General features: G+C 70.8%; 27 protein-coding genes. 13 read left to right on the forward strand and 14 right to left on the reverse strand.

What is annotated here, in order from left to right; all coding sequences use genetic code 11:
• Positions 1-142: 142 nt before the first annotated feature.
• The 3 genes from ACRWK7_RS03370 (at position 143) to ACRWK7_RS03380 (ending at position 2,208) form a co-directional block, all read left to right on the forward strand.
• Positions 143-925: an ABC transporter ATP-binding protein gene (locus ACRWK7_RS03370; protein ID WP_431854761.1), complete on the forward strand. Its 783-nt coding sequence runs from the start codon at positions 143-145 to the stop codon at positions 923-925.
• A complete protein-coding gene (locus tag ACRWK7_RS03375; RefSeq protein WP_431854762.1) occupies positions 922-1,737 on the forward strand; it encodes an ABC transporter permease in 816 nt (271 codons plus the stop codon). The genes ACRWK7_RS03370 and ACRWK7_RS03375 overlap by 4 nt, the downstream gene beginning before the upstream one ends.
• Before the next feature lie 102 nt (positions 1,738-1,839).
• Positions 1,840-2,208 (forward strand): hypothetical protein, encoded by a 369-nt coding sequence (locus ACRWK7_RS03380; protein WP_431854763.1) that lies wholly within the window; start codon positions 1,840-1,842, stop codon positions 2,206-2,208.
• Between the two features lie 4 nt (positions 2,209-2,212).
• Here the strand turns inward: ACRWK7_RS03380 and ACRWK7_RS03385 are convergent, their stop codons facing one another.
• Positions 2,213-3,607 carry a DUF6513 domain-containing protein gene (locus ACRWK7_RS03385; RefSeq protein WP_431854764.1) on the reverse strand — a complete coding sequence of 465 codons (1,395 nt, stop codon included), beginning with the start codon at positions 3,605-3,607 and terminating at the stop codon, positions 2,213-2,215.
• Positions 3,608-3,828: 221 nt separating this feature from the next.
• Between ACRWK7_RS03385 and ACRWK7_RS03390 the strand changes: the two genes are divergently transcribed.
• Complete coding sequence (locus ACRWK7_RS03390) at positions 3,829-4,047, forward strand: hypothetical protein (protein WP_431854765.1); 219 nt, start codon at positions 3,829-3,831, stop codon at positions 4,045-4,047.
• A 7-nt stretch (positions 4,048-4,054) separates the two neighbouring features.
• Here the strand turns inward: ACRWK7_RS03390 and pqqC are convergent, their stop codons facing one another.
• From pqqC to ACRWK7_RS03420, 6 genes are all read right to left on the reverse strand, one after another.
• Positions 4,055-4,843: a pyrroloquinoline-quinone synthase PqqC gene (gene pqqC, locus ACRWK7_RS03395; RefSeq protein ID WP_431854766.1), complete on the reverse strand. Its 789-nt coding sequence runs from the start codon at positions 4,841-4,843 to the stop codon at positions 4,055-4,057.
• 82 nt (positions 4,844-4,925) lie between these two features.
• The gene (gene pqqA / locus ACRWK7_RS03400) at positions 4,926-5,006 is read right to left on the reverse strand and encodes a pyrroloquinoline quinone precursor peptide PqqA (RefSeq protein WP_431854851.1); all 81 of its coding nucleotides are present in this window, start codon (positions 5,004-5,006) and stop codon (positions 4,926-4,928) included.
• A gap of 128 nt (positions 5,007-5,134) precedes the next feature.
• Positions 5,135-5,848: a response regulator gene (locus tag ACRWK7_RS03405; RefSeq protein WP_431854767.1), complete on the reverse strand. Its 714-nt coding sequence runs from the start codon at positions 5,846-5,848 to the stop codon at positions 5,135-5,137.
• 107 nt (positions 5,849-5,955) lie between these two features.
• On the reverse strand, positions 5,956-6,588 hold the full coding sequence (locus ACRWK7_RS03410) for a hypothetical protein (RefSeq protein WP_431854768.1): 633 nt from the start codon (positions 6,586-6,588) through the stop codon (positions 5,956-5,958).
• Between the two features lie 69 nt (positions 6,589-6,657).
• Positions 6,658-9,348 carry a NahK/ErcS family hybrid sensor histidine kinase/response regulator gene (locus tag ACRWK7_RS03415; RefSeq protein ID WP_431854769.1) on the reverse strand — a complete coding sequence of 897 codons (2,691 nt, stop codon included), beginning with the start codon at positions 9,346-9,348 and terminating at the stop codon, positions 6,658-6,660.
• Positions 9,329-10,525, reverse strand: a complete 1,197-nt coding sequence (locus ACRWK7_RS03420) for an FIST N-terminal domain-containing protein (protein ID WP_431854770.1) — start codon at positions 10,523-10,525, stop codon at positions 9,329-9,331. Before ACRWK7_RS03420 ends, ACRWK7_RS03415 begins: the two co-directional genes overlap by 20 nt.
• 370 nt (positions 10,526-10,895) lie before the next feature.
• On the opposite strand from ACRWK7_RS03420, the gene ACRWK7_RS03425 reads away from it, so the two are divergent.
• From ACRWK7_RS03425 to fae, 3 genes are all read left to right on the forward strand, one after another.
• Complete coding sequence (locus ACRWK7_RS03425; protein ID WP_431854771.1) at positions 10,896-11,804, forward strand: RimK family alpha-L-glutamate ligase; 909 nt, start codon at positions 10,896-10,898, stop codon at positions 11,802-11,804.
• On the forward strand, positions 11,791-12,654 hold the full coding sequence (locus ACRWK7_RS03430) for a triphosphoribosyl-dephospho-CoA synthase (RefSeq protein WP_431854772.1): 864 nt from the start codon (positions 11,791-11,793) through the stop codon (positions 12,652-12,654). Before ACRWK7_RS03425 ends, ACRWK7_RS03430 begins: the two co-directional genes overlap by 14 nt.
• Positions 12,655-12,832: 178 nt before the next feature.
• Positions 12,833-13,351: a formaldehyde-activating enzyme gene (gene fae, locus ACRWK7_RS03435; RefSeq protein WP_431854773.1), complete on the forward strand. Its 519-nt coding sequence runs from the start codon at positions 12,833-12,835 to the stop codon at positions 13,349-13,351.
• 173 nt (positions 13,352-13,524) lie between these two features.
• Here the strand turns inward: fae and ACRWK7_RS03440 are convergent, their stop codons facing one another.
• Positions 13,525-14,238: a HisA/HisF-related TIM barrel protein gene (locus ACRWK7_RS03440; RefSeq protein WP_431854774.1), complete on the reverse strand. Its 714-nt coding sequence runs from the start codon at positions 14,236-14,238 to the stop codon at positions 13,525-13,527.
• Between ACRWK7_RS03440 and ACRWK7_RS03445 the strand changes: the two genes are divergently transcribed.
• Both ACRWK7_RS03445 and ACRWK7_RS03450 read left to right on the forward strand, forming a co-directional pair.
• Positions 14,237-15,199 carry an ATP-grasp domain-containing protein gene (locus ACRWK7_RS03445; RefSeq protein ID WP_431854775.1) on the forward strand — a complete coding sequence of 321 codons (963 nt, stop codon included), beginning with the start codon at positions 14,237-14,239 and terminating at the stop codon, positions 15,197-15,199. The genes ACRWK7_RS03440 and ACRWK7_RS03445 overlap by 2 nt on opposite strands.
• A gap of 283 nt (positions 15,200-15,482) precedes the next feature.
• Complete coding sequence (locus ACRWK7_RS03450) at positions 15,483-16,517, forward strand: hydantoinase/oxoprolinase family protein (protein WP_431854776.1); 1,035 nt, start codon at positions 15,483-15,485, stop codon at positions 16,515-16,517.
• Here ACRWK7_RS03450 and ACRWK7_RS03455 read toward each other — a convergent pair.
• The 4 genes from ACRWK7_RS03455 to folB are packed head-to-tail and all read right to left on the reverse strand — an operon-like array spanning position 16,475 to position 18,844.
• A complete protein-coding gene (locus tag ACRWK7_RS03455) occupies positions 16,475-17,188 on the reverse strand; it encodes a (5-formylfuran-3-yl)methyl phosphate synthase (protein WP_431854777.1) in 714 nt (237 codons plus the stop codon). The two genes, ACRWK7_RS03450 and ACRWK7_RS03455, sit on opposite strands and share 43 nt — an antisense overlap.
• Entirely contained in the window at positions 17,185-17,760 is a 576-nt protein-coding gene (locus ACRWK7_RS03460) for a DUF447 domain-containing protein (RefSeq protein WP_431854778.1), read from the reverse strand. The genes ACRWK7_RS03455 and ACRWK7_RS03460 overlap by 4 nt, the downstream gene beginning before the upstream one ends.
• Positions 17,757-18,413, reverse strand: coding sequence for an aspartate/glutamate/uridylate kinase (locus ACRWK7_RS03465; protein WP_431854779.1), 657 nt, complete (start codon positions 18,411-18,413; stop codon positions 17,757-17,759). Before ACRWK7_RS03465 ends, ACRWK7_RS03460 begins: the two co-directional genes overlap by 4 nt.
• Before the next feature lie 5 nt (positions 18,414-18,418).
• The gene (gene folB, locus ACRWK7_RS03470; protein WP_431854780.1) at positions 18,419-18,844 is read right to left on the reverse strand and encodes a dihydroneopterin aldolase; all 426 of its coding nucleotides are present in this window, start codon (positions 18,842-18,844) and stop codon (positions 18,419-18,421) included.
• A 162-nt stretch (positions 18,845-19,006) separates the two neighbouring features.
• Between folB and ACRWK7_RS03475 the strand changes: the two genes are divergently transcribed.
• Both ACRWK7_RS03475 and ACRWK7_RS03480 read left to right on the forward strand, forming a co-directional pair.
• Entirely contained in the window at positions 19,007-19,687 is a 681-nt protein-coding gene (locus tag ACRWK7_RS03475; RefSeq protein ID WP_431854781.1) for a hypothetical protein, read from the forward strand.
• Positions 19,684-20,019: a hypothetical protein gene (locus tag ACRWK7_RS03480; RefSeq protein ID WP_431854782.1), complete on the forward strand. Its 336-nt coding sequence runs from the start codon at positions 19,684-19,686 to the stop codon at positions 20,017-20,019. Before ACRWK7_RS03475 ends, ACRWK7_RS03480 begins: the two co-directional genes overlap by 4 nt.
• A 7-nt stretch (positions 20,020-20,026) precedes the next feature.
• On the opposite strand, the gene ACRWK7_RS03485 is transcribed toward ACRWK7_RS03480, so the two are convergent.
• Positions 20,027-20,836, reverse strand: a complete 810-nt coding sequence (locus ACRWK7_RS03485; RefSeq protein ID WP_431854783.1) for a quinoprotein dehydrogenase-associated SoxYZ-like carrier — start codon at positions 20,834-20,836, stop codon at positions 20,027-20,029.
• 5 nt (positions 20,837-20,841) lie between these two features.
• Positions 20,842-21,720 (reverse strand): quinoprotein relay system zinc metallohydrolase 2, encoded by an 879-nt coding sequence (locus ACRWK7_RS03490; protein WP_431854852.1) that lies wholly within the window; start codon positions 21,718-21,720, stop codon positions 20,842-20,844.
• 392 nt (positions 21,721-22,112) lie between these two features.
• Here ACRWK7_RS03490 and ACRWK7_RS03495 point away from each other — a divergent pair, with 392 nt between their 5' ends.
• Entirely contained in the window at positions 22,113-23,909 is a 1,797-nt protein-coding gene (locus ACRWK7_RS03495) for a methanol/ethanol family PQQ-dependent dehydrogenase (protein WP_431854784.1), read from the forward strand.
• Between the two features lie 87 nt (positions 23,910-23,996).
• Positions 23,997-24,470 (forward strand): c-type cytochrome, encoded by a 474-nt coding sequence (locus ACRWK7_RS03500; RefSeq protein ID WP_431854785.1) that lies wholly within the window; start codon positions 23,997-23,999, stop codon positions 24,468-24,470.
• Positions 24,471-24,482 lie beyond the last annotated feature (12 nt).

Consider the following 24,482-nt stretch of genomic DNA (forward strand, 5'->3'; position numbering starts at 1 on the left):
GTACTTTTCCGTCATCCCCGCGAAGGCGGGGATCCAGCGCTCGCGTCGGCGAGCCATATGAGTCATGTCGCCGCTGCCGCGGCTCATCCTGGATCCCCGCCTTCGCGGGGATGACGAGAGGGAGACGTGGTTGAGTGCCCCAATGTCATCCGTGTTCGTGACGGGCACGTCTGTGCCTGCGGAAGAAGCGGCTTCGCCCTCGCCGGTCCTCGCGGTCGAAGGGCTGAGCCACCGCTTCGGCGAGCGGACGGTGCTGGACGGCGTGTCGTTCGCCATCCCGGCCGGCCGCTTCACCGCGCTGCTCGGCCTCAACGGGGCGGGCAAGACGACGCTCTTCTCGCTGGTGACGCGGCTGTACAACCACCGGCACGGCAGCATCCGGGTGTTCGGCTTCGACATGCTGCGCCAGCCCACCCAGGCGCTGGCGCGCATCGGCGTGGTGTTCCAGCAGCCGACGCTCGACCCCGACCTGACGGTGATGCAGAACCTGCGCTACCACGGCGGCCTGCACGGGCTGGCGCGCGCCGTGATCGAGGAGCGGGCGCGCGAGGAACTGGCCCGCATCGGCCTGTCCGACCGGGCCGGCGAGCGGGTGCGCACCCTGTCCGGCGGGCAGCGGCGGCGCGTCGAGATCGCCCGCGCCCTGCTGCACCGGCCGAGCCTGCTGCTGCTCGACGAACCGACCGTCGGGCTCGACATCGACCTGCGCCGGCAGGTGCTGGAACACGTGCACGAGCTTTGCCGCACCCAGAATCTCGCCGTGCTGTGGGCGACCCACCTGATCGACGAGGTGCTGCCCGGCGACGGCGTCGTTGTGCTGCACCGCGGCCGGGTGCTGGCCTCCGGTTCGGTTGAGGAGGTGTGCGCCGAGGGCGAAACGCTCGGCGCGGCGTTCGCCCGGCTGACGGGGGGAGGGGGGCGATGACGGCGCTGCTGTACGGACGCTGCCTGCGCAGCGTGGTGGTTCGCGAGGGGCTGCGCTTCGTGCACCAGCGCGAGCGCTTCTTCGCGGCGCTGGTGCGCCCTCTGGTCTGGCTGGCGCTGTTCGCGGTGGGATTCCGCGCCGTGCTCGGCCTGTCGATCATCCCGCCCTACGAGACCTATATCCTCTACGAGGAGTACGTGGTGCCGGGTTTGGTCGGCATGATCCAGCTGTTCAACGGCATGCAGAGCTCGCTGTCCATGGTCTACGACCGCGAGATGGGCAGCATGAAGACCCTGCTGGTCAGCCCGTTGCCGCGCTGGTACCTGCTGGTGTGCAAGCTGCTGGCCGGGGTGATGGTGTCGATCGTCCAGGCCTACGTCTTCATCGCCGTCGCCTGGTTCTGGGACGTGCAGCCGCCGCCGCTGGGCTATCTGGCGGTGTTCCCGGCGCTGGTGGCGAGCGGGCTGATGCTGGGGGCGCTGGGCCTGCTGCTGTCCTCCTTCATCAAGCAGCTGGAGAACTTCGCAGGGGTGATGAACTTCGTCATTTTCCCGATGTTCTTCGCCTCCACCGCGCTCTACCCGCTGTGGCGCATCCGCGAGGGCAGCCCGGGGCTGGCCTGGGTGGCGGAGCTGAACCCGTTCACCCACGCGGTCGAGCTGATCCGCTTCGCGCTCTACCTGCGCTTCGACGCCACGGCGCTGCTGGCGGTGCTGGCGGCGCTGGTGGTGTTCCTGGGGGGGGCGATCGCGGCCTACGACCCGGGGCGCGGCTTCTGGGCGCGCCGTGGCGGCCCGGCCGAGCAGGCGTAGCCCCGCGTGGCGTGGGGATGTTGGGGGCCTTCGCCTGTTGTTGCCGGTGATGCGTGCGCACACCGCCACGCATCCCAAGCATAAGCACGGGGGAGATTCCCAATGAAGGAGCTTCGCAACGCGATCGCCACGTCCGTCCTTGCCGTGGCTCTGGCCGCCGTGGCGCTGCCGGCGGCGGCCCAATCGTCTTCGACCGGCACCACCACGCAAGGCACCGACACGACCACCGGCAAGCTGCCCGACAACACCCTGGCCGGCCAGCGCCAGGGCGCCATGACCGGCGGCACGGTCAACCAGGGCGGCGAGGGCTCGGCCGCCGGCGCGACCAGCGGTTCGTCGGGTACCGACACGACCACCGGCAAGCTGCCCGACAACTCGCTGGCCAACCAGCGCCAGGGCACCATGAGCGGCGGCACGACCACGCAGGGCGGCAGCGGTTCGTCCGGCGAGTCCTCGACGGCGCCGAAGTAAGCGGCTATCCGGTGCGGGTGGGCGGCCGTGTGGTCCCGACGGCGTGGAAGCCGGAAGCGTCCTCCTCCGGCCGTTCCACCGCACAGCCCCAACGCAGTTCGCTGTCCTGCGTGTAGCGCTTGCCGAGCTGCCAGGCGATCTGCGCCCGCGCCAGCTCCACGCCCAGGTAGAACGCGTGGCCGACGTCGCCGCGCGCGTCGATGCGCGGGTAGAGGTCGAACGGATCGACGGCCGTGTGGTGTCCGTCGCGGTTGTAGAGGTGGATGCCCTGCGCGGTGACCTCGATGCGGTAATTGGGGTCGCGGATCTTCGCCGCGAGGTCTGCCACCTGCTCGGGCGTGCTGGTGAAGGGCTTGCGGTCGCGCAGGCAGAGCAGCCCGTCGCCGAAGCCGCGCGGCAGCGCGCCGGCCTCGTGCGCGGCGAAGAACTGACGGCGCGCCGCGTCGAATTCGCGGACCACCGTCCGGCAGTGCGGGCTGACCTGCACCGTCAGCACGTGCTCGATTCCCAATTCCGAGACTATTCCCATCAGCAGCGCGTTCACGCCCGGTGTGTCGGCGTCGGTCAACTCGGTGACGTTGCCGATGCCCATCAGGATCTCCAGGTCGGGATAGCGCGTGCGAACCTCGCGGTAGCGGACCAGGGAGTCGGTGAAGCCGTGGTGGATCGGCTCCAGCACCGGGTCGGCGATGCAGCGCCGCCCCTCGGCGCGCAGCGCGTCCACCGTGCGGTACAGCGAGGGCAGGTCGTCCGGCGTGGTGGGAATGACCACGGGCACCGCGTCGGTCTCGCGCGACACCCATGCCGTCGCCTCGGTGAGGCTCAGCAGGTAGTTCGCACCGGCCCGCGCGCCGCGCAGCAGCGCCTCCGGTTCCAGGGAATCCACGCTGACGGCGATCCCGGCGGCGCGGAGGGCGGTGACCGCCTCCTCAAGATGCGGGAAGGGCTGGTCGGGCAGGCAGCCCAGGTCGATGACGTCCGCTCCCTCGGAGACCAGATACGCGGCGCGCTCCAGGATGGCGGGGACGCCGAGCAGCGGCGCGTCGGTGATCTCGGCGAAGATGCGGGTGTGATAGCGGGTCAGGTCGAGCGGGGCGGCCTGCCGCCGGAAATGCTGCGGCAGGTCGTCCAACTCGTCCGGTCCGCGCTCGAACCGCACGCCGAAATGCGCCGACAGCCGGTCGAGGTCGCCGCGGAAGCGGCCGGGCAGCAGCACGAGGTCGGCGTCTCCCACCGACGGCAGGCGGCGCAGCACAATCTCCGTCGTGGCCAGCGCCGCCACCTTGATCCCGAGGCTGGCCACCGTGGTGCGGAAGCCCAGCGGCTGCAGGGAGTCGAGCACCCGCCGCAGCCGCGGCTCGGCCAGTTCCCCGGTCAGCAGGAGGACGTGTTCGGCCACGGCGGCCTCCCGCGGCATGGATGGAATGCCGAGCCCAAGAGGAAAGCGATGAATCTTTGGGCGTCGTTAACCATTGATGCCTAAGTTTTGATCGGGCGTATGACCTAGATCATAGTGCCGGAGGCGGCGGTGCGGCGATGCTCGGGCGGCCGGGCTGGCATGGTGATTGCGTAGATCGGTTTGCCTGTTCCAAGTATCGCGCACCCAAGCGGGAGTGAGTAATGCTTGTCACATTGTCGATGGTGTTCTGTCTGGTTTCCGATCCCACCCAGTGTCAGACGATCAATCCGTTGGTCCCCGACGACCAGCCGATGACCCTCTCCAGCTGCCAGGTCGCCGGGCAGATCGAGGGCGCCAAGTGGGTCAACGAGCATCCTAAGCACCGTCTGGCGCGCGTGCGCTGCACGCTCGGCAAGCGGATGCCGGAAAGGGTCGTCTGAGCCCCCGTCATCGCGTGTACACCGTCGGCGCGCGGTCGTCCGGCACGAAGGCGCCGGGCGGGATGAAGCCGGGCTCCACGTAGGCGTAGTACAGCGCGTCGAGCTGCGCCCACAGCAACTCCGTCTTGAAGCGCAGCGCGCCGATGGCGGCCTGCTGCTGCTCGGGCGTGCGGGCGTTGTCGAGGACGTAGGCGAGGCCGAACTCCACCTCGCGCGGCGCCTCGTCCAGGCGGCGGCGGAAGTAGCTGAGCGTGCGGTCGTCGGCGAACTCGTAGTAGCGCTCGAAGCCGGCGATGCGCTCGCGGTGGATGGCCGAGGCGAAGAGTTCGGTGAGCGAGGAGGCGATGGCCTCCAGCAGCGACCGCTCGCGCACGAAATGCACGTAGGCGTCCACGGCGAACCGCGTCGCCGGCAGCAGGCCCTTCAGCGACGTCACGTAATCGCGGTCCAGCCCCAGTCCGTCGGTCAGGCGCAGCCAGCGCTCGATGCCGCCGACCCGGGTCTCGTCGGTGCGGCCGTCGGCGCCGATCCCGTCGTGCTCCTGCACGCGGTGCATCCAGGCGCAGCGAAGCTCCCGATCGTCCATGCGGGACATGATCGAGAGATCCTTCCGCGGGATCGAGATCTGGTAGTAGAAGCGGTTCAACGCCCAGGCCTGGACCTGTCCGCGGTTCAGCTTGCCGCCGTGCAGCAGCTTATGGAACGGGTGCAGGTCGTGGTACTGCCGCTCGCCGACCGCGCGCAGCGCCTGTTCCAGCTCCTCGCGCGTCATCAGACGCATCGGGGGGGGCGGCATGAACCGGGCTCCACGCCGTGGGGATGGAAACGCGGGCCGCCGACGAATGGCGGCCCCGCGATCTCGCAGTCGGCTGCGGCTCTCAGAGGACGGCGCAGCAATAGGCGTTGATTTCGGTGCCGACGCAGATCTCGACGACCTTGGGCTTCCGCCACGTCTTCATGATGTCTCTCCCTGGACAGGGTGTGACCGGACTCACGGCTCCGGTGCCGATAGAGTATCGCGTTGCTGTGCTTTAGAACCATTCTACTTTGGTGCAAAAGGGGCATCTATTCGGGACAGGCGCCGCGCTCAATGCCGGACCGACCGTTCGGACAGCGGGTGATGCGGGGCCTGGAGCGACAGCTTGCCGGCGCAGATCACCGCCTGAGTCCGGCTCTGCACGTCGAGCTTGCGCAGGATCGCCGAGACGTGCGCCTTGACGGTGCTCTCGGTGACGTCCAGCAGGTAGGCGATCTGCTTGTTCGGCCGGCCTTCGACCAGCATCTGCAGCACCACGCGCTGCTGCGCCGACAGGCTCTCGACCCGCTCGGCGAAGCGGAGGTCCTTCTCGCTCAGCGTGCCCTTGCGCTTGCCGTCCTTGGCGTCGGTGGGCGGCAGATAGACGCCGCCGCCGATGACGTGGTTCAGCGCCTTGACCATGGCATCCATGGTCAGCGATTTCGGGATGTAGCCGACCGCGCCGTAGGTGATGGCGTCGTGCGCCACGTCCGCCCCCTCGTCGGCGGAGACGACCACGACCGGCACGTTGGGAAGCTCGTTGCGCAGCTGCACCAGGCCGCAGAACCCGGTCGCGCCGGGGATGTTGAGGTCGAGCACGACCAAGTCGAGCTCGGCGCCGGCGGCCAGACTCATCATCTCATCGAGGTCGCTCGCCTCAATGAATTCCGCATCATGGTATACGGCATCTATGACATTGTGCATCGCGGTACGAAACAAGGGGTGATCGTCCGCGATAAGGACGCGCGCCTTTTCGACGCCGGCGGATGGACTCACGCTCGTCATTGTGCGTCACCGATGTGTATTGTTTGGTTTCCTCCCACTTTTTCCATAATGGTTCATGGCGCGAACGGTAACAATACGACTTTGGCACAGGTGAAGGGGTAAGGGTATTACCGAAGTTCAGCGAGGATCGCCCGAGTGAGCGTGCCCAACCGTTGCTCGCGCTGCACCGGCGCCTCGCACAGGTAGGTCTGCGCCCGCCGCCGTTCGGTGAACAGGCGCTGCAGCCAGTACAGCTCCTTCTCGATCTCGGAGTCCTCGGGCGATCCGGGTTCGACCGTGCCGCGCTTGGCGAGCAGCGCGTTCATCCGTTCGGCCAGCGCGTTGACGCCGGCGGCCTGCTTGCGGATGCCCTCGATGACGGTGTGGCGATCGGCGTTGGTGCGCTCCAGCAGCGTGGCGAACAGCGCGGTCAGCATGCGGTTGCGGGTGGCGTCGTCGGGTTGTTCGGCGGCGAAGCGGGCGATGCGGTCCTCGGGGGACGGGGTGGCCGCGGCCGGGGCGGCGGCGAGCAGCTCGGTGGCGAACGTGGCGACCGCCTGCGCGTGCGGGCCGTCGAGCGCCACCGCCTCGCCGTCGATGGGTGGCCCGTCCCAGATCGACGCGGCGGAGATCGACGGCACCAGCAGTTGCGGGCAGGGCCACAGCGGGTCCACGTCGGCCGCCCCGACGGCGCCGGCATGGTCGACCAGGGCGACGATGAGCGCGAGGGCGGGCAGCAGCGTGCGGTACGCGTGTCTCATGGGTGGGCTCCCTTGCCCATTGAGTGTGCGTGCGCCCCCGTGCCCGCGTCCATTCGACCTTGGTACGGCCTATCCACCGCGCCGGCTCCGCAGGTGCACCATCAGGGAGCGCAGGTGCGCCGGCTTGATCGGCTTGGTCAGCAGGTGCAGGCCGTGCGCCTTGACCCGCGCCAGCACCTCGTTCGAGCGGTCGGCGGTGATGATGATGCCGGGCACCGTGCGTCCGCAGCGCTTGCGCACGGCCTGCAGCGCGTCGATGCCGATGCGCCCCTCGTCCAGGTGGTAATCGGCGATGACCACGTCGATGGCGTCCGGCCGCTCGGCGATCAGCGGCAGCACGGCGTCGGCGCCGTCGCCGTGGATCAGCTCGCAGCCCCACTCGTGCATCAGCGCCGCCATGGCGGCGAGGATGGTCGGCTCGTTCTCGATCAGCAGCACGGTGCTGCCCTTCAGCGACCCGGCCTCGCTGCGGATCGCCGCGGGATGCGGCGCCTCGATGCGGTCGGCGCTGCCATAGGGCACCTCCACCGCGAAGACCGAGCCGCGCCCGAACGCCGACTGCACGTGGATCGGGTGGTCGAGGCGTCGCGCGATGCGGTCGACGATGGCGAGGCCCAGCCCGGCGCCGCAGTCGCGCGAGCTGCGGCTGCCCTTCAGGCGGTGGAACTCGATGAAGATCTCCTGCGTCTTGTCGGCCGGGATGCCGATGCCGGTGTCCGCCACGCAGATGCGCAGCCCGGTGGATGTCCGCCGGCAGCCCAGCAGGACGCGCCCCGTCGGCGTGTAGCGCACGGCGTTCGACAGGAAGTTGCGCAGGATGCGCCCCAGCAGCGCCATGTCGCTGCGCACCACCGCGCTGGAGGGCACCATGCGGAACTCCAGCCCGCGCTGCTCGGCCAGCGGCGAGAACTGGGTGGCGAGTTGGCGCAGCAGCGGCTCGAGGCGGAAGTCGGTGACGTGCATCGGCAGCACGCCGGCGTCCAGCTTGGAGAGGTCGAGCAGCGTGTTCAGCAGGTCGTCCACCGCCTCCAGCGACTCGGTGATGTTGTCGACCAGCGCCATGTTGCGCCGGCCGAGCCGCCGCTCCGCCAGCGCCGCCACGAAGACGCGGGCGGCGTTCATCGGCTGCAGCAGGTCGTGGCTGGCGGCGGCGAGGAACTTGGTCTTCGACAGGTTGGCCTGCTCGGCCTCCGCCTTGGCGCGGCGCATGGCCTCCTCGGCGGCGATGCGCTCGCCGATCTCGGCGCGCAGCTTGTCGTTCAGCTCGGTCAGCGCGCGGGTGCGCTGGGCCACGCGCTCCTCCAGCATGCGGTTGGCCTCCTCCAGCTGCGCCGCGGCGCGCTTGGATTCGGTCACGTCCTGCAGCAGCGAGAAGAAGCCCAGCACCGTCTCCCCGTCCGGCGCGCGGTGCGGCACGTAGACGGCGTGCACGTAGGCGGTCTCGCCGTTCGCCGCGGGGGTGGTCATGTCGAACTCGCAGCTCTCGCCGGCCAGCACGCGCTCGGTGTAAGGGCGGCGCAGGGCGTACTGATCGGGGGTGAGCAGGTCGCGCAGCCGCTGCCCGGCGATCTCGGTGCGGGTGCGGCCGATCCAGTCCTCGTAGGCGCGGTTGGTGAACTGGTAGCGCTCGTCGCGGTCGAGGTAGGCGATGCGCGCCGGGATGGCGTCGGTGACCAGGCGGATGCGCCACTCGCTGTCGCGCAGCGCCGCTTCGGAGCGGCGCAGGTGCGTGATGTCGGCGAAGGTGGTGACGAAGCCGCCGTCCGGCATCGGGTTGCTGCGCACCTCCAGCGTGCGCCCGTCGGGGCAGTCCAGCTCCAGCGAGCGGGTGGGGATGCTGCGCGTCGACTTGAGCCAGCGCACCAGCGCCCCCGGCTCCCGGCCGTCGTCGGCGAACGGCCGGCGCACCGCCGGCAGCGTCAGGAAGGAGGCCAGCGGCGCCCCGGCGAACAGCCGGTCCTCCGGCAGGTCCAGCAGCTCGGCCAGCCGGTGGTTCCAGGCGACCAGCTCCAGCTCGGCGTTGAACACCGACACCCCCTGGGAGAGGTTGTCGAGTGTCGCCTGCAGCAGGGTGGACTTGGCCGCCAGTTCGCGCTCGCGCCGGCGGCGCTCCTGCGTCTTGATGGCGGTGATGTCGCTGTAGATGCCGACGAAGCCGTTCTCGTGGGTGGGCCGCTCGCTGATGCGCAGCCAGCGGCCGTCCGCCATCTCCAGCACGTGGGTGTTGCGGCGCTGCCGCCCGTCGGAGCGGCGTGCCAGCCAGCGCCGCGCCTCGGCGGATTCGCGGATCAGGCCGCGCTCGGCCGCGCGGGCGATCAGCTGCTGGAACGGCACGCCCGGCCGCAGCAGGTCGCCGACGCCGCGCCACAGCGCGTGGAAGGTCGAGTTGAAGATGACGATCCCGCCATCGGAGTCGCACAGCACGAACCCGTCGGAGATCGCCTCCAGCGCGTCGGTCAGGCGGTTCTGCGCGGTTTCCAGGTTGCGGGTGGCGGCCGACAGCTCGCGGTTGGTCTGCTCGATGTCGTGCAGCGCGGTTTCCAGCTCCAGCGTGCGGCGGCGCACCTGCTGCTCCAGCAGGCTGGCGGTCTGGAACAGGGCGAAGCTGTTGCCGCCCAGGTTCATGCTGCGCTCGACGTGGTCCATCAGCGCGTCGTTGACGCGCCGCAGCCGCGCGACTTCGGCGCGCAGCCCCTCGACGTCGTCGGGCGTGTGCTCGCCGGGGTCGTCGCGGATCAGGTCAGCTTTGAGACGGGTCATGGGTGTTGCGCCAGCCGATGGCGACCCCGGTGAAGGTCTGGTTGATGTGCATGGACTGGTACTGCTCCCCGTAGGTGCAGAACCCCACCACGTTGTTCTCGCTGAGGATCCGGCCGGCCTGTGCGGTCAGCCCCTTCTGCTCCAGTTCCAGGAAGCGCAGGATGCACTCGCAGCCGATGACCAGCTGCAAGGGTCCCAGGCGCGCGCGCAGCGAGGCCAGGCGGTCCTCCAGGTCCTCGACGATGCCGGTGTCCTCGCCGATGCGCAGGACCATCCCCTCGTCGATGGCGCACATGAAGGTCAGGCTGCCGTCCTCGCCCACCTGCTGGATCGAGCGCACGTAGTTGCCGCCGCCCGAGCGCACGACCAGCGGGTGCGCCGCGAACACCGCGGGCGTCAGTTCCTCCGGCCGCACGCCGATCAGGCGCGCGTACTCGGTCGCCGCCGGGCGGCCGTTGATGCCGGTGACGATGCGCTCGGTCGGCACGGCGCCGGTCACCACCATGCGCCGGGCCGAGGCGACGAAGTGCTCGGTCTTGAACACCTCGAAGGCGAAGCGGGTGGAGACCAGGATCAGCACCGCGCTGCGCTCGTGGAACGCGCCGTCCTGGTAGACCAGGGTGCGCTCGAAGCAGAGGTCGTCGCCGGCCGAGCCGCCGAGGATCGGGATGCTGCCGAGCACGCTCTGCAGCGAGCTGATGACCGTCTCCTCGCTGCGCGACAGCCCGTCGATCAGCAGCAGCGCGAAGGTGCGCATCGGCAGGTCCGACGGAGCCGTCCGCGCGCTCAGCTCCGACAGGGCGTCGCGCACCATCTGGTGCCCGCGGGCGATGGCGAAGTTCGGCAGGTCGTCGATGAGTCCGGTGACGGCGTGGAAGTCAGGGGCCGCGAAGCTGATGCCGACGATGGAGTTGGCGGTGTAGCCGTCCGGCGCGATCTCGCGGGTGGTGGTGCAGCCGGCGATCTCCGCGTCCGGCCACTCGGCGCGCAGGCGCGGCGCGATGCAGTCGAGGTCGAAGCAGGTCGAGGTGAAGAACAGGACCAGGGAGATGTTCGGCTGCCGGAGGTCCTCGATCAGCCGGGAGGTCACTTCCTCCGTGTCGAAGCCGTGGCACACCGCCATCCGGACGCACGAATGCCGACTGTCCGGGCGCGGCAAAGCCTCGCGAACCAGCATCGCTCCTCCCTTTGTCCGTCGTTCTTTCTTGGCTTCGTGCCGCGTTCGCCTTTGCCGGGCGCGCGGTCTTCCATAGTATCCATCATGCTATGACTCCAACGGGGCGGCAACGCCAAAGTGGAGTTATAATCCAGTCAAGCCAGAGTTCTGCTAAAGTACAAGACTATGATGCATAGGCGCCGCTATGACATTTCGGATAGCGGGGCGCCTGTTGATGCTTGTGGCGGCCGTGTCGCGGGAATTTTACACGAATGGCCGCGGTGGCGGATTGACCGCTGCCGGCGGCCGGGCGAGTATCGGCGTGGGCACCATACGGACGCGAGCGACGCGATGATCCCGCTCCACGGCTTCCCTCACCGTCTGTCCGCCGATGGCTAGGCGCATCGTCCTGTTCGCCGACGCCGGCGACGGCTGGCACCGCGGCCGGCTGCTGCGCGCCTTCCGGAGGGCGGGCGTGGAGCCGGTGGTGGCGTCCCTGTGCGACGTCGACGTGGTGGTCGAGCCGGGCTCGTGGGGGCTGCGCATCCCCGGCCTGCGCGGCGGACCGCCGGATGCCGCGCTGGTGCGCACCGTGGCCGGCGGCGGGTTCGAGCCGGTGACCCTGCGCCTCGACGCGCTGCACGCACTCTCGGCGCTGGGCGTGCCGGTGGTGAACCCGGCGCGGGCCATCGAGCGCTGCGTCGACAAGGCGATGACCAGCTTCCGTCTTCACTTGGCCGGCCTGCCGACGCCGCCGACCTTCGCCAGCGAATCGCAGGACCGCGCCACGACGCACCTGCACCGGGCGCTGGAGCGCGGCGAGACCCTGGTGCAGAAGCCGCTTTTCGGCTCGCAGGGGCGCGGGCTGCGCCGGCTGGAGCGCGGCGACGCGCTGGAGGAGGGGGAGGGGGTGCGCTACCTCCAGCGCTTCGTCGCCGGCGATGGGGCCGGGTATCGCGACTGGCGCGTGTTCGTGATCGGCGGCCGGCCGGTCGCCGCGATGATGCGCGTCGGGCGCGGCTGGATCACCAACGTCCACCAGGGGGCGACCTGCCGCCCGGTGCGCGGCGACACCGAACTGGAGACGCTTGCCGTGGCCGCCGCCGCGGCGGTGGGGGCGGAGTACGCCGGCGTCGATGTCATCCGCGACGCCGATAGCCGCGCCTTCGTGCTGGAGGTCAACAGCATGCCGGCGTGGCGCGGCCTGCAGGCTGTGACCGAGACCGACATCGCCGCCGCGCTGGTCGAGCATGTGCTTGGCCGCGCGGCGGCCGGCGGGGCCGGCGATGACCCCGGCTGAGGTCGAGGCCGCGCTGCGCGACGCCTGCCTCGCCGAGCTGCGGGCGCTGAAGCCCGGCAACGTGCACGTCCACGCCCCGGGGCAGGAGGCGCTGCTGCGCGACTTCGCGCTCAGCGCCGAGGTGTCCGCCGCGGCGCTGTGCACGGGGCCGGGCGGCGTCGGCGCGCGGGTGCTGCGCGCCGTCGAGGCGACGCGGCGGACGGTCGGGCACAACACCAACCTGGGCATCGTGCTGCTGGCGGCGCCGCTGGCCGAGGCCGCCCTCGATCCGGGCGGCGGCACCCTGCGGGAGCGGCTGCTGCGGGTGCTCGCCCGCCTCGACCGCACGGACGCGGCGCTCGCCTTCCGGGCCATCGTGCTGGCCGCCCCGGCGGGCCTGGGCGCCGCGCCGGAGCACGACGTGCGGGACGAGCCCTCGGTGACCCTGCTGGAGGCGATGCGCACCGCGGCGTCCTGGGACCGCAACGCCGCGCAGTACGCCAGCGCCTTCGCCGACGTGTTCGCCCTGGGCGTGCCGCGGCTGCGCGGGCTGCCGGACGCCTGGGCGGCGACCAGCGCCTTCCTCGGCTTCCTGGCCGCCGGCCCGGACAGCCACGTGCTGCGCAAGTTCGGTCCCGCGACTGCCGAGGCGGTGCGCCGCCGGGCCTCCGCGCTCGATGCGGCGATCCAGGCGGCGGGCGGCGACCCGCGCGTTCGTGCGGCGGAGCTGCGCCGCTTCGACCGCCTGCTGCGGCGCGCTCGGGTGAACCCGGGAACCTGCGCCGACCTGACGGTCGCCAGCCTGTTCGCCGACCGGCTGCTCAAAGGAGACACAGCATCCACTACCCATTCCGGGCCATTTCTACTTTAGTCCAATTTAGATTCCCACAGTGATGGTCTAATGTCGGGCATCAATCCAGAGATGATGGTTGAGCTTTCTGCCGAAGCTCGCCAGCAATGGTCGCGGTGCCGTCTTGGCGGGGCGCGCGTCATTGGAGTCCGTATTGCTGCTACCCGAAAATTCCAAACCGAATGTGGGAGGGAGGACAATGGCGAAGATCACCGGCATGGTGGTTGGCGAGTCCCTGGTCGGCGACGGCAACGAGGTCGCGCACATCGACCTCATTCTCGGGCCGAAGGGCAGCCCGGCGGAACAGGCCTTCGCGAACAGCCTGACCAACAACAAGGACGGCTTCACGTCGCTGCTCGCGGTCATCGGGCCGAACCTGATGTGCAAGCCGCCGACCGTGATGTTCAACAAGGTGACCATCAAGGACGCGCGGCAGGCCGTGCAGATGTTCGGTCCGGCGCAGCGCGGCGTCGCCATGGCGGTGGCGGATTCGGTGAAGGAAGGGGTCATCCCGGTCGAGGAAGCCGACAACCTCTTCATCTGCGTCGGCGTCTTCATCCATTGGGAAGCGGCGGACGACGCCAAGATCCAGCGCTTCAACTACGAGGCCACCAAGGAAGCCATCGCCCGCGCGGTCAGCGGCGAGCCCTCGGCGCGCCAGATGCTCGACAAGATGGGTTCGGTGAGCCACCCGTTCGCGGCGGCCGGCGACGATTGAAAGTCCCGCGGCGAGCCCCAGCAAGTTCAGAACGAGAAAAGTCCGTCCAAGGTCAGCCTCGGGGTTCGTTTGCTGAATTACGTGCTTGGCCGTCATCCGTCGCACGAGGGCTGATGGCAAACGGTGACGGGGACCCGCGTCGTGTCCTCGTGGGCCTCAGGGCCTCCCACTCGTTATTGGCCGGCGTCCAGCCGGCCAATAACGCTCTTTTTCAGGCGTCCGTCATGCAGCGCGCTCGCCAGCAGCACGCCGGCGACGCCCATCCGCGCGAGCGTCTCCAGATCCTCCGCGCCGCGCACGCCGCCGGCCGCGTGGATCGCCCGTCCCCCCGCCCGCGCTCGCACTGCCGACAGCCGCCCGACGTCCGGCCCGGCAGTGGACCCGACCCGCGCCAGCGTCATGACGATCACCCGCTCGGGCCACGCCTCTGCGTCGTGCTCCAGCTCCGGGGGGCCGAGGAAGCGGTCGCCGAGCCAGTCCAGCGACAGCGCGAGAGTCCCCGCCGGCACCGCCGCGCGGATCGCCGCGAGGTCTGCCGCCGACGCCAGCGATTCCGTGCCCGCCACGACGACGCGGGCGCCGTGCTCCAGCACCGCGGCGGCCTCCCGCGGCCCGCCCACCCCGGCGTCCACCCACAGCGCGAGCTGCGGGAAACGCGCCGCCAGTCCCGCGACCACCGCGCGGTGGTCGCCGGTGCGGCGGATGGCGTCGAGGTCGGCGACGTACAGCGTGCGGAACGGGTGCAGGCGCAGCAGGCCCTCCACCACGTCCTCCGGCGCGCTGCCGGCGCAGAGCGACGATTGCAGCGGCTGGTAATGGCTGCGGTCGCCCTGGCGGGCGTGCACCACGGTGCCGCCGAGGAGATCCAGCACGGGGATGAGTTCCATGACCACGCGTGTCTTCGTGTGCGAGTACGTGACCGGCGGCGGCCTGGAGGACGGTCCCATGGCCGCCCTGCTGCCGGAGGCCGAGATGATGGTCGCCGCGCTGGTCCAGGATCTCACGGCGGTGGAGGGGGTGCAAGTCACGCTGGCCCGCGACCGCCGCCTGCCGCCGCCCGGCGTGCCGGTTCCTCTCCATCGGGTGTCCGCGGACGATCCCTGGTGGCAGTGGGAGCGCGCCCTGGCCGGCCATGACGCGCTCTGGCCGCTGGCGCCGGAGACCGGCGGCCTGCTGGAGCGCCTGTCGCGCATGGCCGCAGACGCCGGCGTCCGGCTGCTCGGCAGCGCCCCCGATGCGGTCGCGGTCGCCGCCAGCAAGTCCGCCACGGCGGCGGCGCTGGCGGCGGTCGGCGTTCCGGTGGTTCCGACCTTCCCGCCGGACGCCCCGCCCCCCGCCGGGCACGGCTGGGTGCTCAAGCCCGACGACGGCGCCGGGGCGGAGGGTGTGCGCCGGATCACGATATGGAGCGATGTGGGGGACACCGCCGGCATGGTGGTGCAGTCGTATGTTCCCGGTGTCCCCGCCAGCCTGAGCGTGCTGTGCCGCGACGGCCGCGCCTGGCTGCTGTCGGCCAACGCCCAGCGCATCGAAATCGACGCCGGGGGCGCCTTCGCCTACCGCGGCAGCGACGTGGGTGCCCTGGCCGGCCGCGCCGCCGAGTTGCGCCCGCTGGCGGAAGCCGTCGCCGCAGCGCTGCCTGGCCTCTGGGGCTACGTCGGCATCGATTTGGTGCTGACCGACGCAGGGCCGGTGGTCGTCGAGGTCAACCCGCGGCTGACGACCTCCTATGTCGGGCTGCGGCGGGCGCTGAGGGTGAATCCGGTGGCGCTGGTCCTCGCCCTGCTGACCGGCGAGCCGCATCCGCCGGACGCGGGCGCGCTGCCGACGGTCGAGGTGCGGGTGTGATAAGCTGACCCAAGACGGCGACACGCTCCAACCCGTCATGGCCGGGCTTGTCCTGGACGTTGCTCCGGCACTCTTTCGACCGTCATCCCCGCGAAGGCGGGGATCCAGGATGAGCCGCGACAGCGGCGACATGAGTCATCAGGCTCGCGGACGCGAGCACTGGATCCCCGCTTCCGCGGGGATGACGGAATGAGAAAGCGGATGGAGGCCAAGACGGGCGCTCACACGCTTAACCGAATGCCCATGGGACAAGCCCGGGCATGACGGCAAAAGGGGAGGGGCCATGCAGGACGCGGCGGTGATCGGCTGGGACATCGGCGGGGCGCATCTCAAGGCGGCGTGGCTGGACGCGGAGGGGCGGGTGCTCGCCGTCCGGCAGCAGCCTTGCCGCCTGTGGGAGGGGATCGACCGGCTCGACGAGGCCATGCGCGCCATCGGCGCCGGGCTGCCGCCGGCCCGCCGCCACTGCGTGACCATGACCGGCGAGCTGGCCGACCTCTTCCCCGACCGCGCGGCGGGCGTCGCGGCGCTGGTCGAGGCGGCAGAACGGCTGCCGGGCGAGGTGGCGTTCTGGGCGGGGGAGGCCGGGTTCCTGCCGGCGGGCCGAGCGGTGGACGCGGCGCACGCGGTCGCCTCGGCGAACTGGCTGGCGACGGCGGCGCTGGTGGGGCGGCGGCACCCGGCGGCGCTGCTCGTCGACATCGGCAGCACCACCACCGACCTGATCCCGGTGGCCGGGGGCCGCGTCGCGGCGCGCGGGCGCACCGACCGCGCCCGCCTCGCCGCCGGGGAGTTGGTCTACACTGGCCTGACCCGCACGCCGGTGATGGCGGTGGCCGACGCGCTGCCCTGGGCCGGCGAGCGCGTGCCGGTGATGGCCGAGCACTTCGCCACCACCGCCGACGCGCACCGCGTGCTCGGCCAACTGGACGAGCACGCCGACCAGCATCCGGCCGCCGACGGGCAGGCCAAGACGGTGGAGGCCAGCGCCCGCCGCCTCGGCCGGTTGATCGGCGTCGACCTGCACGAGGCCGGTCCGGCGGCGTGGCGCGCTCTCGCCGCCGCGGTGGTGGAGGCGCAGCTGCAGGCGATCACGCGTGCCGCCCAGCAGGTGCTGTCGGCGATACCCGCGGCGGACCTGCCCGTCGTGGGGGCCGGGGTGGGACGGGGGCTGGTGGCGGAACTGGCGCGCCGGCTCGGCCGCGAGCACCTGGACTTCGCGTCGCTGGTCCCGCCCGCGCCGGGCGCGCCGCCGGAGACCGCCGCCTGGACCGCCTACTGCGCGCCGGCAGTGGCGGTGGCGGCGCTCGGCCGGTAAGCGCCAAGCGCGCGGCGCACCGCGGCGAGCGCCCGAGGGTCGAGTGCGCCGCTCCGTCCCCGGGTTCCGCACAGCGCGCCGCGGAAACCCAGGTAGTCCGGCCGCAGCGCCGCCAGCGCCGGCACGTCGTCGAGGCGCAGCGAGCCCGCCAGTCCGGTCAGCAGCCCCAGCGCCCGCGCCCGCTCCACGAAGGCGGCGAGCGCCGGAAGGTCCATGTGGCGCAGCAGCGGCCCCGCCGCCTTGTCGGCGGTGTCGATCATGGCGCCGAGGAACCCGGCCTCGGCCAGCGGCTCCAGCACCGACAGGTCGGGCGCGCGGTCAGCGAACAACACGGCGACCAGCCGCGCCGGCCGGCCGCGGCGCTGCTTCAGCGCTCTGATGCAGCCGGGCAGGTCGCCGTCGAACAGGCCGATCTTGACGATGCCGACGCCGGTGGCCGCCGTGCGCGCCACCGCCTCGGCGACCCGCGGCGGGTCGAGCGGCAGGTCGCCGACGGTGGCGCTGACCGGCCGTCGGCCGCCGACCGCGGCGACGCAGGCGCCCAGCACCGCGGGCGGCAGCGCGCCGAGCGCCCCCGCCGCCGGGTTCTTCAGGTCGATGATGTCGGCGCCGCCGTCGAGCGCCAGGGCGGCCTCGGCCGCGCTCATGACGCTGGCCAGCAGGCGGGTCACGCCGCGCTCTCCCGTGCCCGCGCCCGCCATGCGGCGACGTGGTCCTGCAGCCAGCCCCAGGCCTCCAGCTCCTCGAGGCCGGCGGTCTTGCCCACGGCGACGGCGAGGTGGGCCATCTCGGCGTCCACGCGCTCGGCCGGCAGCATGTGCAGCCGCGACACCAGCACCGCCGCCTCGACCACCGCCGCCTTGGCGCGGTTGAGGCCGCGGAAGGGGGCGTGCGTCTCCTCGTGCACGACGTCGAGGTGGAAGCGCGGGCGCATCGGGTCGTCCTCCACCACCGCCACCGCCGCTTCGGCGTGGGCGAGCGCGGCGGTCAGGACGGCGCCCTCGATGACGGTGGCGGGGCGCGTCGGCCAGTCGTGCCGGCCGCAGATGCAGCCGGCGATGACGCGGACGTCGTCGGTGTAGTTGATCACCACGCTGCGCCGGGTCATCAGGTTGTCCAGCGTGCGCGACGGCCGGAACGGCGCCAGCACCGGCCGCATCCCGGTGGTGAGCGTCAGCCCCATGGGGGCAACGTGCGGGCGCCCCTCGGCGTCGAGGGTGGTGACCACGGTCTCCTGGATCATGCGGGCGCGAGCCTCCGTGCGCGTTCGGGCGCCAGCCGGCCGGGCAGCTCCGCGCCCTCGGCCAGCGCCGCCGCCAGCAGGCCGGCGTCGCCGGGGCCGAGGCAGGACGCCGTGCAATCCGGCGGCAGGAATCGCCCGAAGGCGGGATCGACCAGGTCTCCTGCCACGGCTTCGCGGAGGGGCAGGCCCTCCCGTGGTCGGGGCGCCGACTTGATCAGCACCAGCCGCCGCGCCCGCAGGCGCCCGGCCAGCCAGGCGGACAGGCTGTCGGAGGTGACGTCCCAACTCGCCGGCACGTCCGGTGCGCCGAGCGTCAGCGGCACCGGCATCCACACCGGAATGCGGCCCTCCAGCCGCCGCGCCGTCAGGTCGGCCAGCGAGGCGGCCGGCACCAGCCCGCCGGCCAGCGCGCACAGCGCCCGCCCGTACTGCTCCATGGCCAGCAGCGCCAGATGGTGCGCCGTGCCGTCGTCGAAGCCGAGGCCCGCCTGCGCGTCGCGCACCGCGTCGGCGAACGGGCCGCCGCCGGGCACCAGCACGACGCGCCCGGTGCCCCCGGCCAGCGCGGCGAGCCAGCCACGCAGGAGGTCCGGCGCCCCGGCGACGCTGCCGCCGATCTTCACCACCCAGAGGTTCTGCGCCGGGGACGCCATGCCGGTCACAGATCGGGCTGGTGGCGTTCGATCTCGACGCCGACGCCGTCGGTCTCCGGGAACACGTCCAGCTTCTCGACGGTCAGGCGCACGGTGCGCACCCGGGGATCGACCAGGCAGAGGTCGGCGATCCCGTCGGCGAACGTCTCCACCAGGTTGATGTGGCCGCGCGCCGCCAGCGCCTTGATGCCGTCGACGATCACGTCGTAGGAGACGACGTTGTCGATGTTGTCGTCGAAGGGCGTCACGCCCTGCACCACGTCCATCGCGACGTTCACGCGGACACGCTGCGGCGCCTGCTTTTCATAATCGTAGACGCCGATGCGGACCATCAGCATCAGGTCCTTGATGTGGATGCGGTAGGTCTTGGGGACGGGCCGGGTCCTGGAACGCGAGGCCAGCCCGGTCGCAAGCGCGAGAGGCAGCTCCATCGGACGGAGACTCCAAAGGTCAGTATAGAACTGTCCCGCTGCGGACTGAAAAAGTCCAGTCGTACCAAAGTCTAACGTTCCCGCATTGCGGGTCCGGTCTAGTATTGTTGGAAAACCCGTACCCCCAATGCGCGGGTGCGGAAAAGTCGATCGGGAGGAGGCATGATCGGAACCAGGGTAAGGCGCGGGCTGGCCGCGGCGATCGTCGTCGGGGTGGCGGCGACCGGGGCGCTGGCCGCGGCGAACGAGCTGACGCAGGCGCAGACGCTGCTGTTCGACACCGACCAGCTGAAGAACATGCCGCAGGCCGCCACCGTGCGCTACCGCTTCCACAAGGACGGCGCGTTGGAGCCGGGCTTCGACGACGCGGCCGAGCTGACGGTGGGTGCGGTGGGGCCGGACGGGCGCCGCGACCTCGACGTCCGCTTCCTGACGCCGCCGCACGGCCTCGACTTCGAGCCCTTCAAGCAGTTCCGCGGCAACCCGCTGGTGATGCTGTTCCTGGAGCGCGACGTGCGCGAGATGAAGCGGCTGACCGGCGGTTCCGACCTCTACTTCCGCAACCGCATCCGCCACGCGTTGGCCCGCCCGGACACCGAGGTTCGGCCGGTCACCGTCGAGTGGCAGGGAAGCAAGGTGCCGGCCACCGAGGTCGTCATCCATCCCTACGTGGCGGACGAGCTGATCGAGCGCTACCGCAAGTTCGAGCACAAGGAATACCGCATCACCGTGTCGGAGGCGGTGCCGGGCATGCTCTACGCCGCCCGCGCGGTGACGCCGGCCGCCGACGGCGGGCCGCCGCTGACCGACGACCGGATGATCCTGGAAGGGGCCGCGCCATGAAGAGCATGGAGCTGATCTTCGCCGCCACCATGGCGCTGTCGCCGGCGCCTGCCGCGGCCGACGACTACCCGACGGCGACGCGCGCCGAGTACGTGTTCGCCTGCATGGCCAGCAACGGCCAGACGCCGGAGGTGCTGCGCAAATGCTCGTGCAGCATCGACGCCATCGCCGAGCGGGTCCCCTACGCCTCCTATGAGAAGGTGGAGACCATCCTGTCGATGCAGCAGATCCCCGGCGGCCGCGCCGCCTACTTCCGCGAGGCGGCCTGGGCCAAGGAACTGCTGGAGGAACTGCGCCGGGCGCAGGCGGACGCGAACCTGAAGTGCTTCTGAGGGCTCCTCACCCGTTCGTCGGCCCGATCGTCCAGCGCCCGGTGTACACCGCGCCCTTGGTGTCCACCGCGCGCACCTCCAGCACGCCCGGCTCGGGCGGCGTGAAGGTGAAGTGGATGCTCGGGTCCTCGCTGATCGAGATGTCGCCGGTCAGGCCCAGCACCGGGCGGCCGTTGTACGTCACGTCGAGCGTCGTGATGTAGTGCGGCGGGATGTAGGTGCGCGACACCTGGTCGAACTGCAGGCCGGAGTTGTTCGGGTGGCTGATCAGCAGCTGCAGCCGCGCCGGCTCGCCCACCCGCACCTCCTCCACGCCGTTCAGCTTCATCCGGCCGAGCCGCGCCAGCGCCGCCATCTGGTCCTTGCCGGCCGGGGCCGAGCAGCCGCCGGCCGCCTTGACGAAACGCTCGCTCATCAGCAGCCGGCCGTCGTTGGTCTCGGCCACCACGCGGACCGGCGTGTACTCGTTGATGCGGATCCGCGTGGCGATGGCCGGTGCGGCGCCGTCGGCCGGGAAGGTGAAGACGCCGGCTGACGGGGCGGGGTTGTTGTCGATGATCAGGCGGATCTCGCGGATGCCGTCCGGGCCGCTCTGCGGCGCCCTGGCGGAGAAGGACACCGGGACGATCGCCGCGTCCTCGGCGCGCGTCGGCGTCTCCAGCACCAGCCGGTCGCCGGCCGGCGCGATCGGCCGGTCGCCGTACAGCTGCTCGCGGATGTAGTCCCAGCGCGAATCGTCGGCCATGGCCGGCGCGGTGGCCAGAAGGGTGGTCAGGAGGGCGGTGGCTGCGAGGCATGGCAGGGGCGGGCGGAGCATGGGCGTCACTCCCATTCCAGTTCGGTGAAGGTGGCGGCGACGTTGCGCCGGTGATAGGCGTCGAACAGCGTCCAGCGCCCGCGCTCGGCGGCGCCGGCCTGGTCCATCGCCTGCTCGATGGTGGCGTGCCGGCGTTGCAGGGCGCGGATGTCCTCGACGAGGGTCGTCAGGTAGCGCCGCAGGTCGGCCAGCGCGCCCGGCCAGTCGGTCGTGACCGGTCCATGGCCGGGGATGACCCGCGCTGCGCGCACCGCCGCCAGCCGGTCCAGCGCGGCGAGCCAGCCCCGGGCGCTGCCGTCGATGGCCGGCACGCGCTCGACGAACAGCAGGTCGCCGGTCCACAGCGTGCCGGTGGCGGTGTCGAGCACCGTCAGGTCGTTGTCGGTGTGCGCCGTCGGATAGGCCTGCAGCGTCAGCACCCGGCCGCCCAGGTCGATGTCGCGCCGGTCGGCGACGGTGGCGGTGGGCGGCACCAGCTCCGTGCCCGCGGCTCCCTCGCCGAGGTCGCGCCGCGCCGCCTCCAGGTAGTGCGGCCCGCGGCGCGCCAGGGCGTCGGGCAGTGCCCTGTGGCCGACGAACTCCGGCGCGTCGGCGCGGAAGGCGGCGTTGCCGAGGATGTGGTCGGGGTGCACGTGCGTGTTGATGACGTAGCGGACCGGAAGCGGCGTGGCTGCGGCGATGGCAGCGCGCAGGCGGCGGCCGACGGCGGCGCTGCCGCCGGTGTCGATCACCGCCACCGCGTCGCGCCCGACGACGAAGCCGATGTTGGCGATGGCGCCGAGGTTGTCCGGCCCGCTCTCCTCGTGCACGCCCTGGTGCACGTAGACCCCCTCGGCCACCGCGGTGACGGTCAGCGGAGCGTCTTCCGCCCAGACCTTCTCTATCCGGCCCGGCCCCCCACCAGCCGTGAGGGCGCAGACAAGCGCGACGGCTGCGCGCCGACGGCAGCGTTGCGTTCCGGCCCGGGGTCTCATCGCGGCAGCCCTGCGCGGTCCTTCACGCTAATCACCTTATTGCAGTGTGTGCAAGCGAACCATTGGACGAAGGTACAATTTCTTAACGGCCACCTGGGCCGTATTATCCAAGGCGCAGTGATCCAGTGCGCTCTTCTCGTGCTTGTTTTGGCGGCGAGCCTGAAAACCGGCGGGCCAATTTGTCGGAGTCCTGCGACCCGCAGGTAAAAGCTGGCTCCTTCGCGTGGCGGTCATGGTCGGCGACCGGCGTGTCGCCCTTTAGAAAATTCGCGTCAATACGGGTCACCTTCCGGGAGGGAACGATGAAAATGCGCCTCAAGTCGGTTCTGTGTGCGAGCGCCGTCGGCGTGGTGGCCCTTGCGGCCGGACAGGCGTCGGCCAATTCCGAACTGCTGAAGATGCAGAAGGACCCCAACCAGTGGGTCATGCAGCTCGGCAACTATTCGGGCCAGCGCTACAGCGAGCTGAACCAGATCAACAAGGACAACGTGAAGAACCTGAAGGTCGCGTGGTCCTTCTCCACCGGCGTGCTGCGCGGGCACGAGGGCGGGCCGCTGGTGATCGGCGACATGATGTTCGTGCACGCGCCGTTCCCCAACACGGTGTTCGCCATCGACCTCGCCAACGGCAACCGGATCGCCTGGAAGTACGAACCGAAGCAGGACTCCAGCGTCATCCCGGTGATGTGCTGCGACACCGTCAACCGCGGCCTCGCCTACGCCGACGGCATGGTGTTCATGTCGCAGGCCGACACCACGCTGGTGGCGCTCGACGCCAAGACCGGCAAGGTCGCCTGGACCGCCAAGAACGGCGACGCGTCCAAGGGCGAAACCTCGACCGCGGCGCCGCTGGTCATCAAGGACAAGGTGTACGTCGGCATCTCCGGCGGTGAGTTCGGCGTGCGCGGCCACCTCACCGCCTACGACACCAAGACCGGCAAGATGGTCTGGCGCGGCTACTCCATGGGCCCGGACAGCGACACGCTGATGGACCCGGAGAAGACAACGCACCTCGGCAAGCCGGTCGGCAAGGATTCCGGCACCGCCACCTGGCAGGGCGACCAGTGGAAGATCGGTGGCGGCACGACGTGGGGCTGGTACACCTACGATCCCGACCTGAACCTGATCTATTACGGCTCCGGCAACCCGTCCACGTGGAACCCGGTGCAGCGCCCCGGTGACAACCGCTGGTCGATGACCATCTTCGCCCGCGACGCCGACACCGGCATGGCGAAGTGGGTCTACCAGATGACCCCGCACGACGAGTGGGACTACGACGGCATCAACGAGATGATCCTCGCGGACATCGACGTGAAGGGCAAGCCGACGAAGGCGCTCGTCCATTTCGACCGCAACGGCTTCGGCTACACCATGGACCGCACCAACGGCGCCCTTCTGGTCGCTGAGAAGTACGATCCGGCGGTGAACTGGGCCACGCACGTCGACATGGCTACCGGCCGGCCGCAGGTGGTCGACAAGTACTCGACCCACAAGCAGGGCGAGGACGTCAACACCAAGGGCATCTGCCCGGCGGCGCTCGGCTCCAAGGACCAGCAGCCCTCGGCCTACTCGCCGAAGACCAAGATGTTCTACGTGCCGACCAACCACGTCTGCATGGACTACGAGCCGTTCAAGGTCGCCTACGCGGCCGGCCAGCCCTACGTCGGCGCGACGCTGAGCATGTACCCGGCTCCGGGCGGCCAGAACCTCGGCAACTTCATCGCCTGGGACGCCTCCGAGGGCAAGATCAAGTGGTCGATCCCCGAGCAGTTCTCGGTGTGGAGCGGCGCGCTCGCCACCGCCGGCGACGTGGTGTTCTACGGCACGCTGGAAGGCTACCTGAAGGCGGTCGATGCCTCGTCGGGCAAGGAGCTGTTCCGCTTCAAGACCCCGTCGGGCATCATCGGCAACGTCAACACCTACGTGCACGGCGGCAAGCAGTACGTCGCGGTGCTGTCGGGCGTGGGCGGCTGGGCCGGCATCGGCATGGCGGCCGGCCTGCAGGAGGACACCGCCGGCCTCGGCGCGGTGGGTGCCTACAAGCAGCTCTCCAGCTACACGCAGCTCGGCGGCGTGCTGACGGTGTTCAGCCTCGACTGAGCGACCCGGTGACCTGCCCGGCCTCCCGCACGGGGGGCCGGGCATCCCCGGCAGCGCGCGTGGACGACCTTTTCAGGACCAAGGCTCATGAACTTTCGCATTCTGTTCAGGCAGGCCGCCGTCGCGGGTTTCGCCGCGGCGGCTCTCTTCGTCGGCATGTATCCGGCCAGCGGGCAGTCCGCCCAGACCGCGTCCACGCCGCCGTCGGACAAGCCCTACACGGTCGAGGACGGCAACAAGGTCGATCCCAAGACCTACAACGGCTACCGCCGCTATCACAGCATCTGCCACACGTGCCACGGCCCGGACGGGCTCGGCAGTTCCTTCGCGCCCAGCCTGGTGGACTCCCTGAAACGGATTTCCAGCGACCAGTTCGAGGGCATCGTCGCGGGCGGCGTGCAGGGCAACAACGGCGGCAACATCCGCGTCATGCCGGCCTTTGCCAGCGACCCGAACGTCATGGACTACATCCTGGACATCTACAGCTACCTGAAGGCCCGTTCCGACGGCGCGCTCGGCCGCGGCCGGCCGGAACGGATCGTCGCCGCCAAGACGAACTAGGCGGCAAGGCAA

The organism is Azospirillum sp., assembly GCF_050789165.1.

What these genes read in the sequence shown, in the direction of transcription:
- ACRWK7_RS03380 (WP_431854763.1), top strand. Translation starts at nt 1,840, where the DNA reads ATGAAGGAGCTTCGCAACGCGATCGCCACGTCCGTCCTTGCCGTGGCT.
- ACRWK7_RS03440 (WP_431854774.1), bottom strand. Translation starts at nt 14,238, where the DNA reads ATGGAACTCATCCCCGTGCTGGATCTCCTCGGCGGCACCGTGGTGCAC.
- ACRWK7_RS03405 (WP_431854767.1), bottom strand. Translation starts at nt 5,848, where the DNA reads ATGACGAGCGTGAGTCCATCCGCCGGCGTCGAAAAGGCGCGCGTCCTT.
- folB (WP_431854780.1), bottom strand. Translation starts at nt 18,844, where the DNA reads ATGGAGCTGCCTCTCGCGCTTGCGACCGGGCTGGCCTCGCGTTCCAGG.
- ACRWK7_RS03485 (WP_431854783.1), bottom strand. Translation starts at nt 20,836, where the DNA reads ATGCTCCGCCCGCCCCTGCCATGCCTCGCAGCCACCGCCCTCCTGACC.
- ACRWK7_RS03495 (WP_431854784.1), top strand. Translation starts at nt 22,113, where the DNA reads ATGAAAATGCGCCTCAAGTCGGTTCTGTGTGCGAGCGCCGTCGGCGTG.
- ACRWK7_RS03460 (WP_431854778.1), bottom strand. Translation starts at nt 17,760, where the DNA reads ATGATCCAGGAGACCGTGGTCACCACCCTCGACGCCGAGGGGCGCCCG.
- ACRWK7_RS03410 (WP_431854768.1), bottom strand. Translation starts at nt 6,588, where the DNA reads ATGAGACACGCGTACCGCACGCTGCTGCCCGCCCTCGCGCTCATCGTC.
- pqqA (WP_431854851.1), bottom strand. Translation starts at nt 5,006, where the DNA reads ATGAAGACGTGGCGGAAGCCCAAGGTCGTCGAGATCTGCGTCGGCACC.
- ACRWK7_RS03450 (WP_431854776.1), top strand. Translation starts at nt 15,483, where the DNA reads ATGCAGGACGCGGCGGTGATCGGCTGGGACATCGGCGGGGCGCATCTC.
- ACRWK7_RS03425 (WP_431854771.1), top strand. Translation starts at nt 10,896, where the DNA reads ATGGCTAGGCGCATCGTCCTGTTCGCCGACGCCGGCGACGGCTGGCAC.
- ACRWK7_RS03465 (WP_431854779.1), bottom strand. Translation starts at nt 18,413, where the DNA reads ATGGCGTCCCCGGCGCAGAACCTCTGGGTGGTGAAGATCGGCGGCAGC.
- ACRWK7_RS03475 (WP_431854781.1), top strand. Translation starts at nt 19,007, where the DNA reads ATGATCGGAACCAGGGTAAGGCGCGGGCTGGCCGCGGCGATCGTCGTC.
- ACRWK7_RS03370 (WP_431854761.1), top strand. Translation starts at nt 143, where the DNA reads ATGTCATCCGTGTTCGTGACGGGCACGTCTGTGCCTGCGGAAGAAGCG.
- ACRWK7_RS03500 (WP_431854785.1), top strand. Translation starts at nt 23,997, where the DNA reads ATGAACTTTCGCATTCTGTTCAGGCAGGCCGCCGTCGCGGGTTTCGCC.
- ACRWK7_RS03445 (WP_431854775.1), top strand. Translation starts at nt 14,237, where the DNA reads ATGACCACGCGTGTCTTCGTGTGCGAGTACGTGACCGGCGGCGGCCTG.
- ACRWK7_RS03420 (WP_431854770.1), bottom strand. Translation starts at nt 10,525, where the DNA reads ATGCTGGTTCGCGAGGCTTTGCCGCGCCCGGACAGTCGGCATTCGTGC.
- ACRWK7_RS03415 (WP_431854769.1), bottom strand. Translation starts at nt 9,348, where the DNA reads ATGACCCGTCTCAAAGCTGACCTGATCCGCGACGACCCCGGCGAGCAC.
- ACRWK7_RS03480 (WP_431854782.1), top strand. Translation starts at nt 19,684, where the DNA reads ATGAAGAGCATGGAGCTGATCTTCGCCGCCACCATGGCGCTGTCGCCG.
- fae (WP_431854773.1), top strand. Translation starts at nt 12,833, where the DNA reads ATGGCGAAGATCACCGGCATGGTGGTTGGCGAGTCCCTGGTCGGCGAC.
- pqqC (WP_431854766.1), bottom strand. Translation starts at nt 4,843, where the DNA reads ATGCCGCCCCCCCCGATGCGTCTGATGACGCGCGAGGAGCTGGAACAG.
- ACRWK7_RS03430 (WP_431854772.1), top strand. Translation starts at nt 11,791, where the DNA reads ATGACCCCGGCTGAGGTCGAGGCCGCGCTGCGCGACGCCTGCCTCGCC.
- ACRWK7_RS03375 (WP_431854762.1), top strand. Translation starts at nt 922, where the DNA reads ATGACGGCGCTGCTGTACGGACGCTGCCTGCGCAGCGTGGTGGTTCGC.
- ACRWK7_RS03390 (WP_431854765.1), top strand. Translation starts at nt 3,829, where the DNA reads ATGCTTGTCACATTGTCGATGGTGTTCTGTCTGGTTTCCGATCCCACC.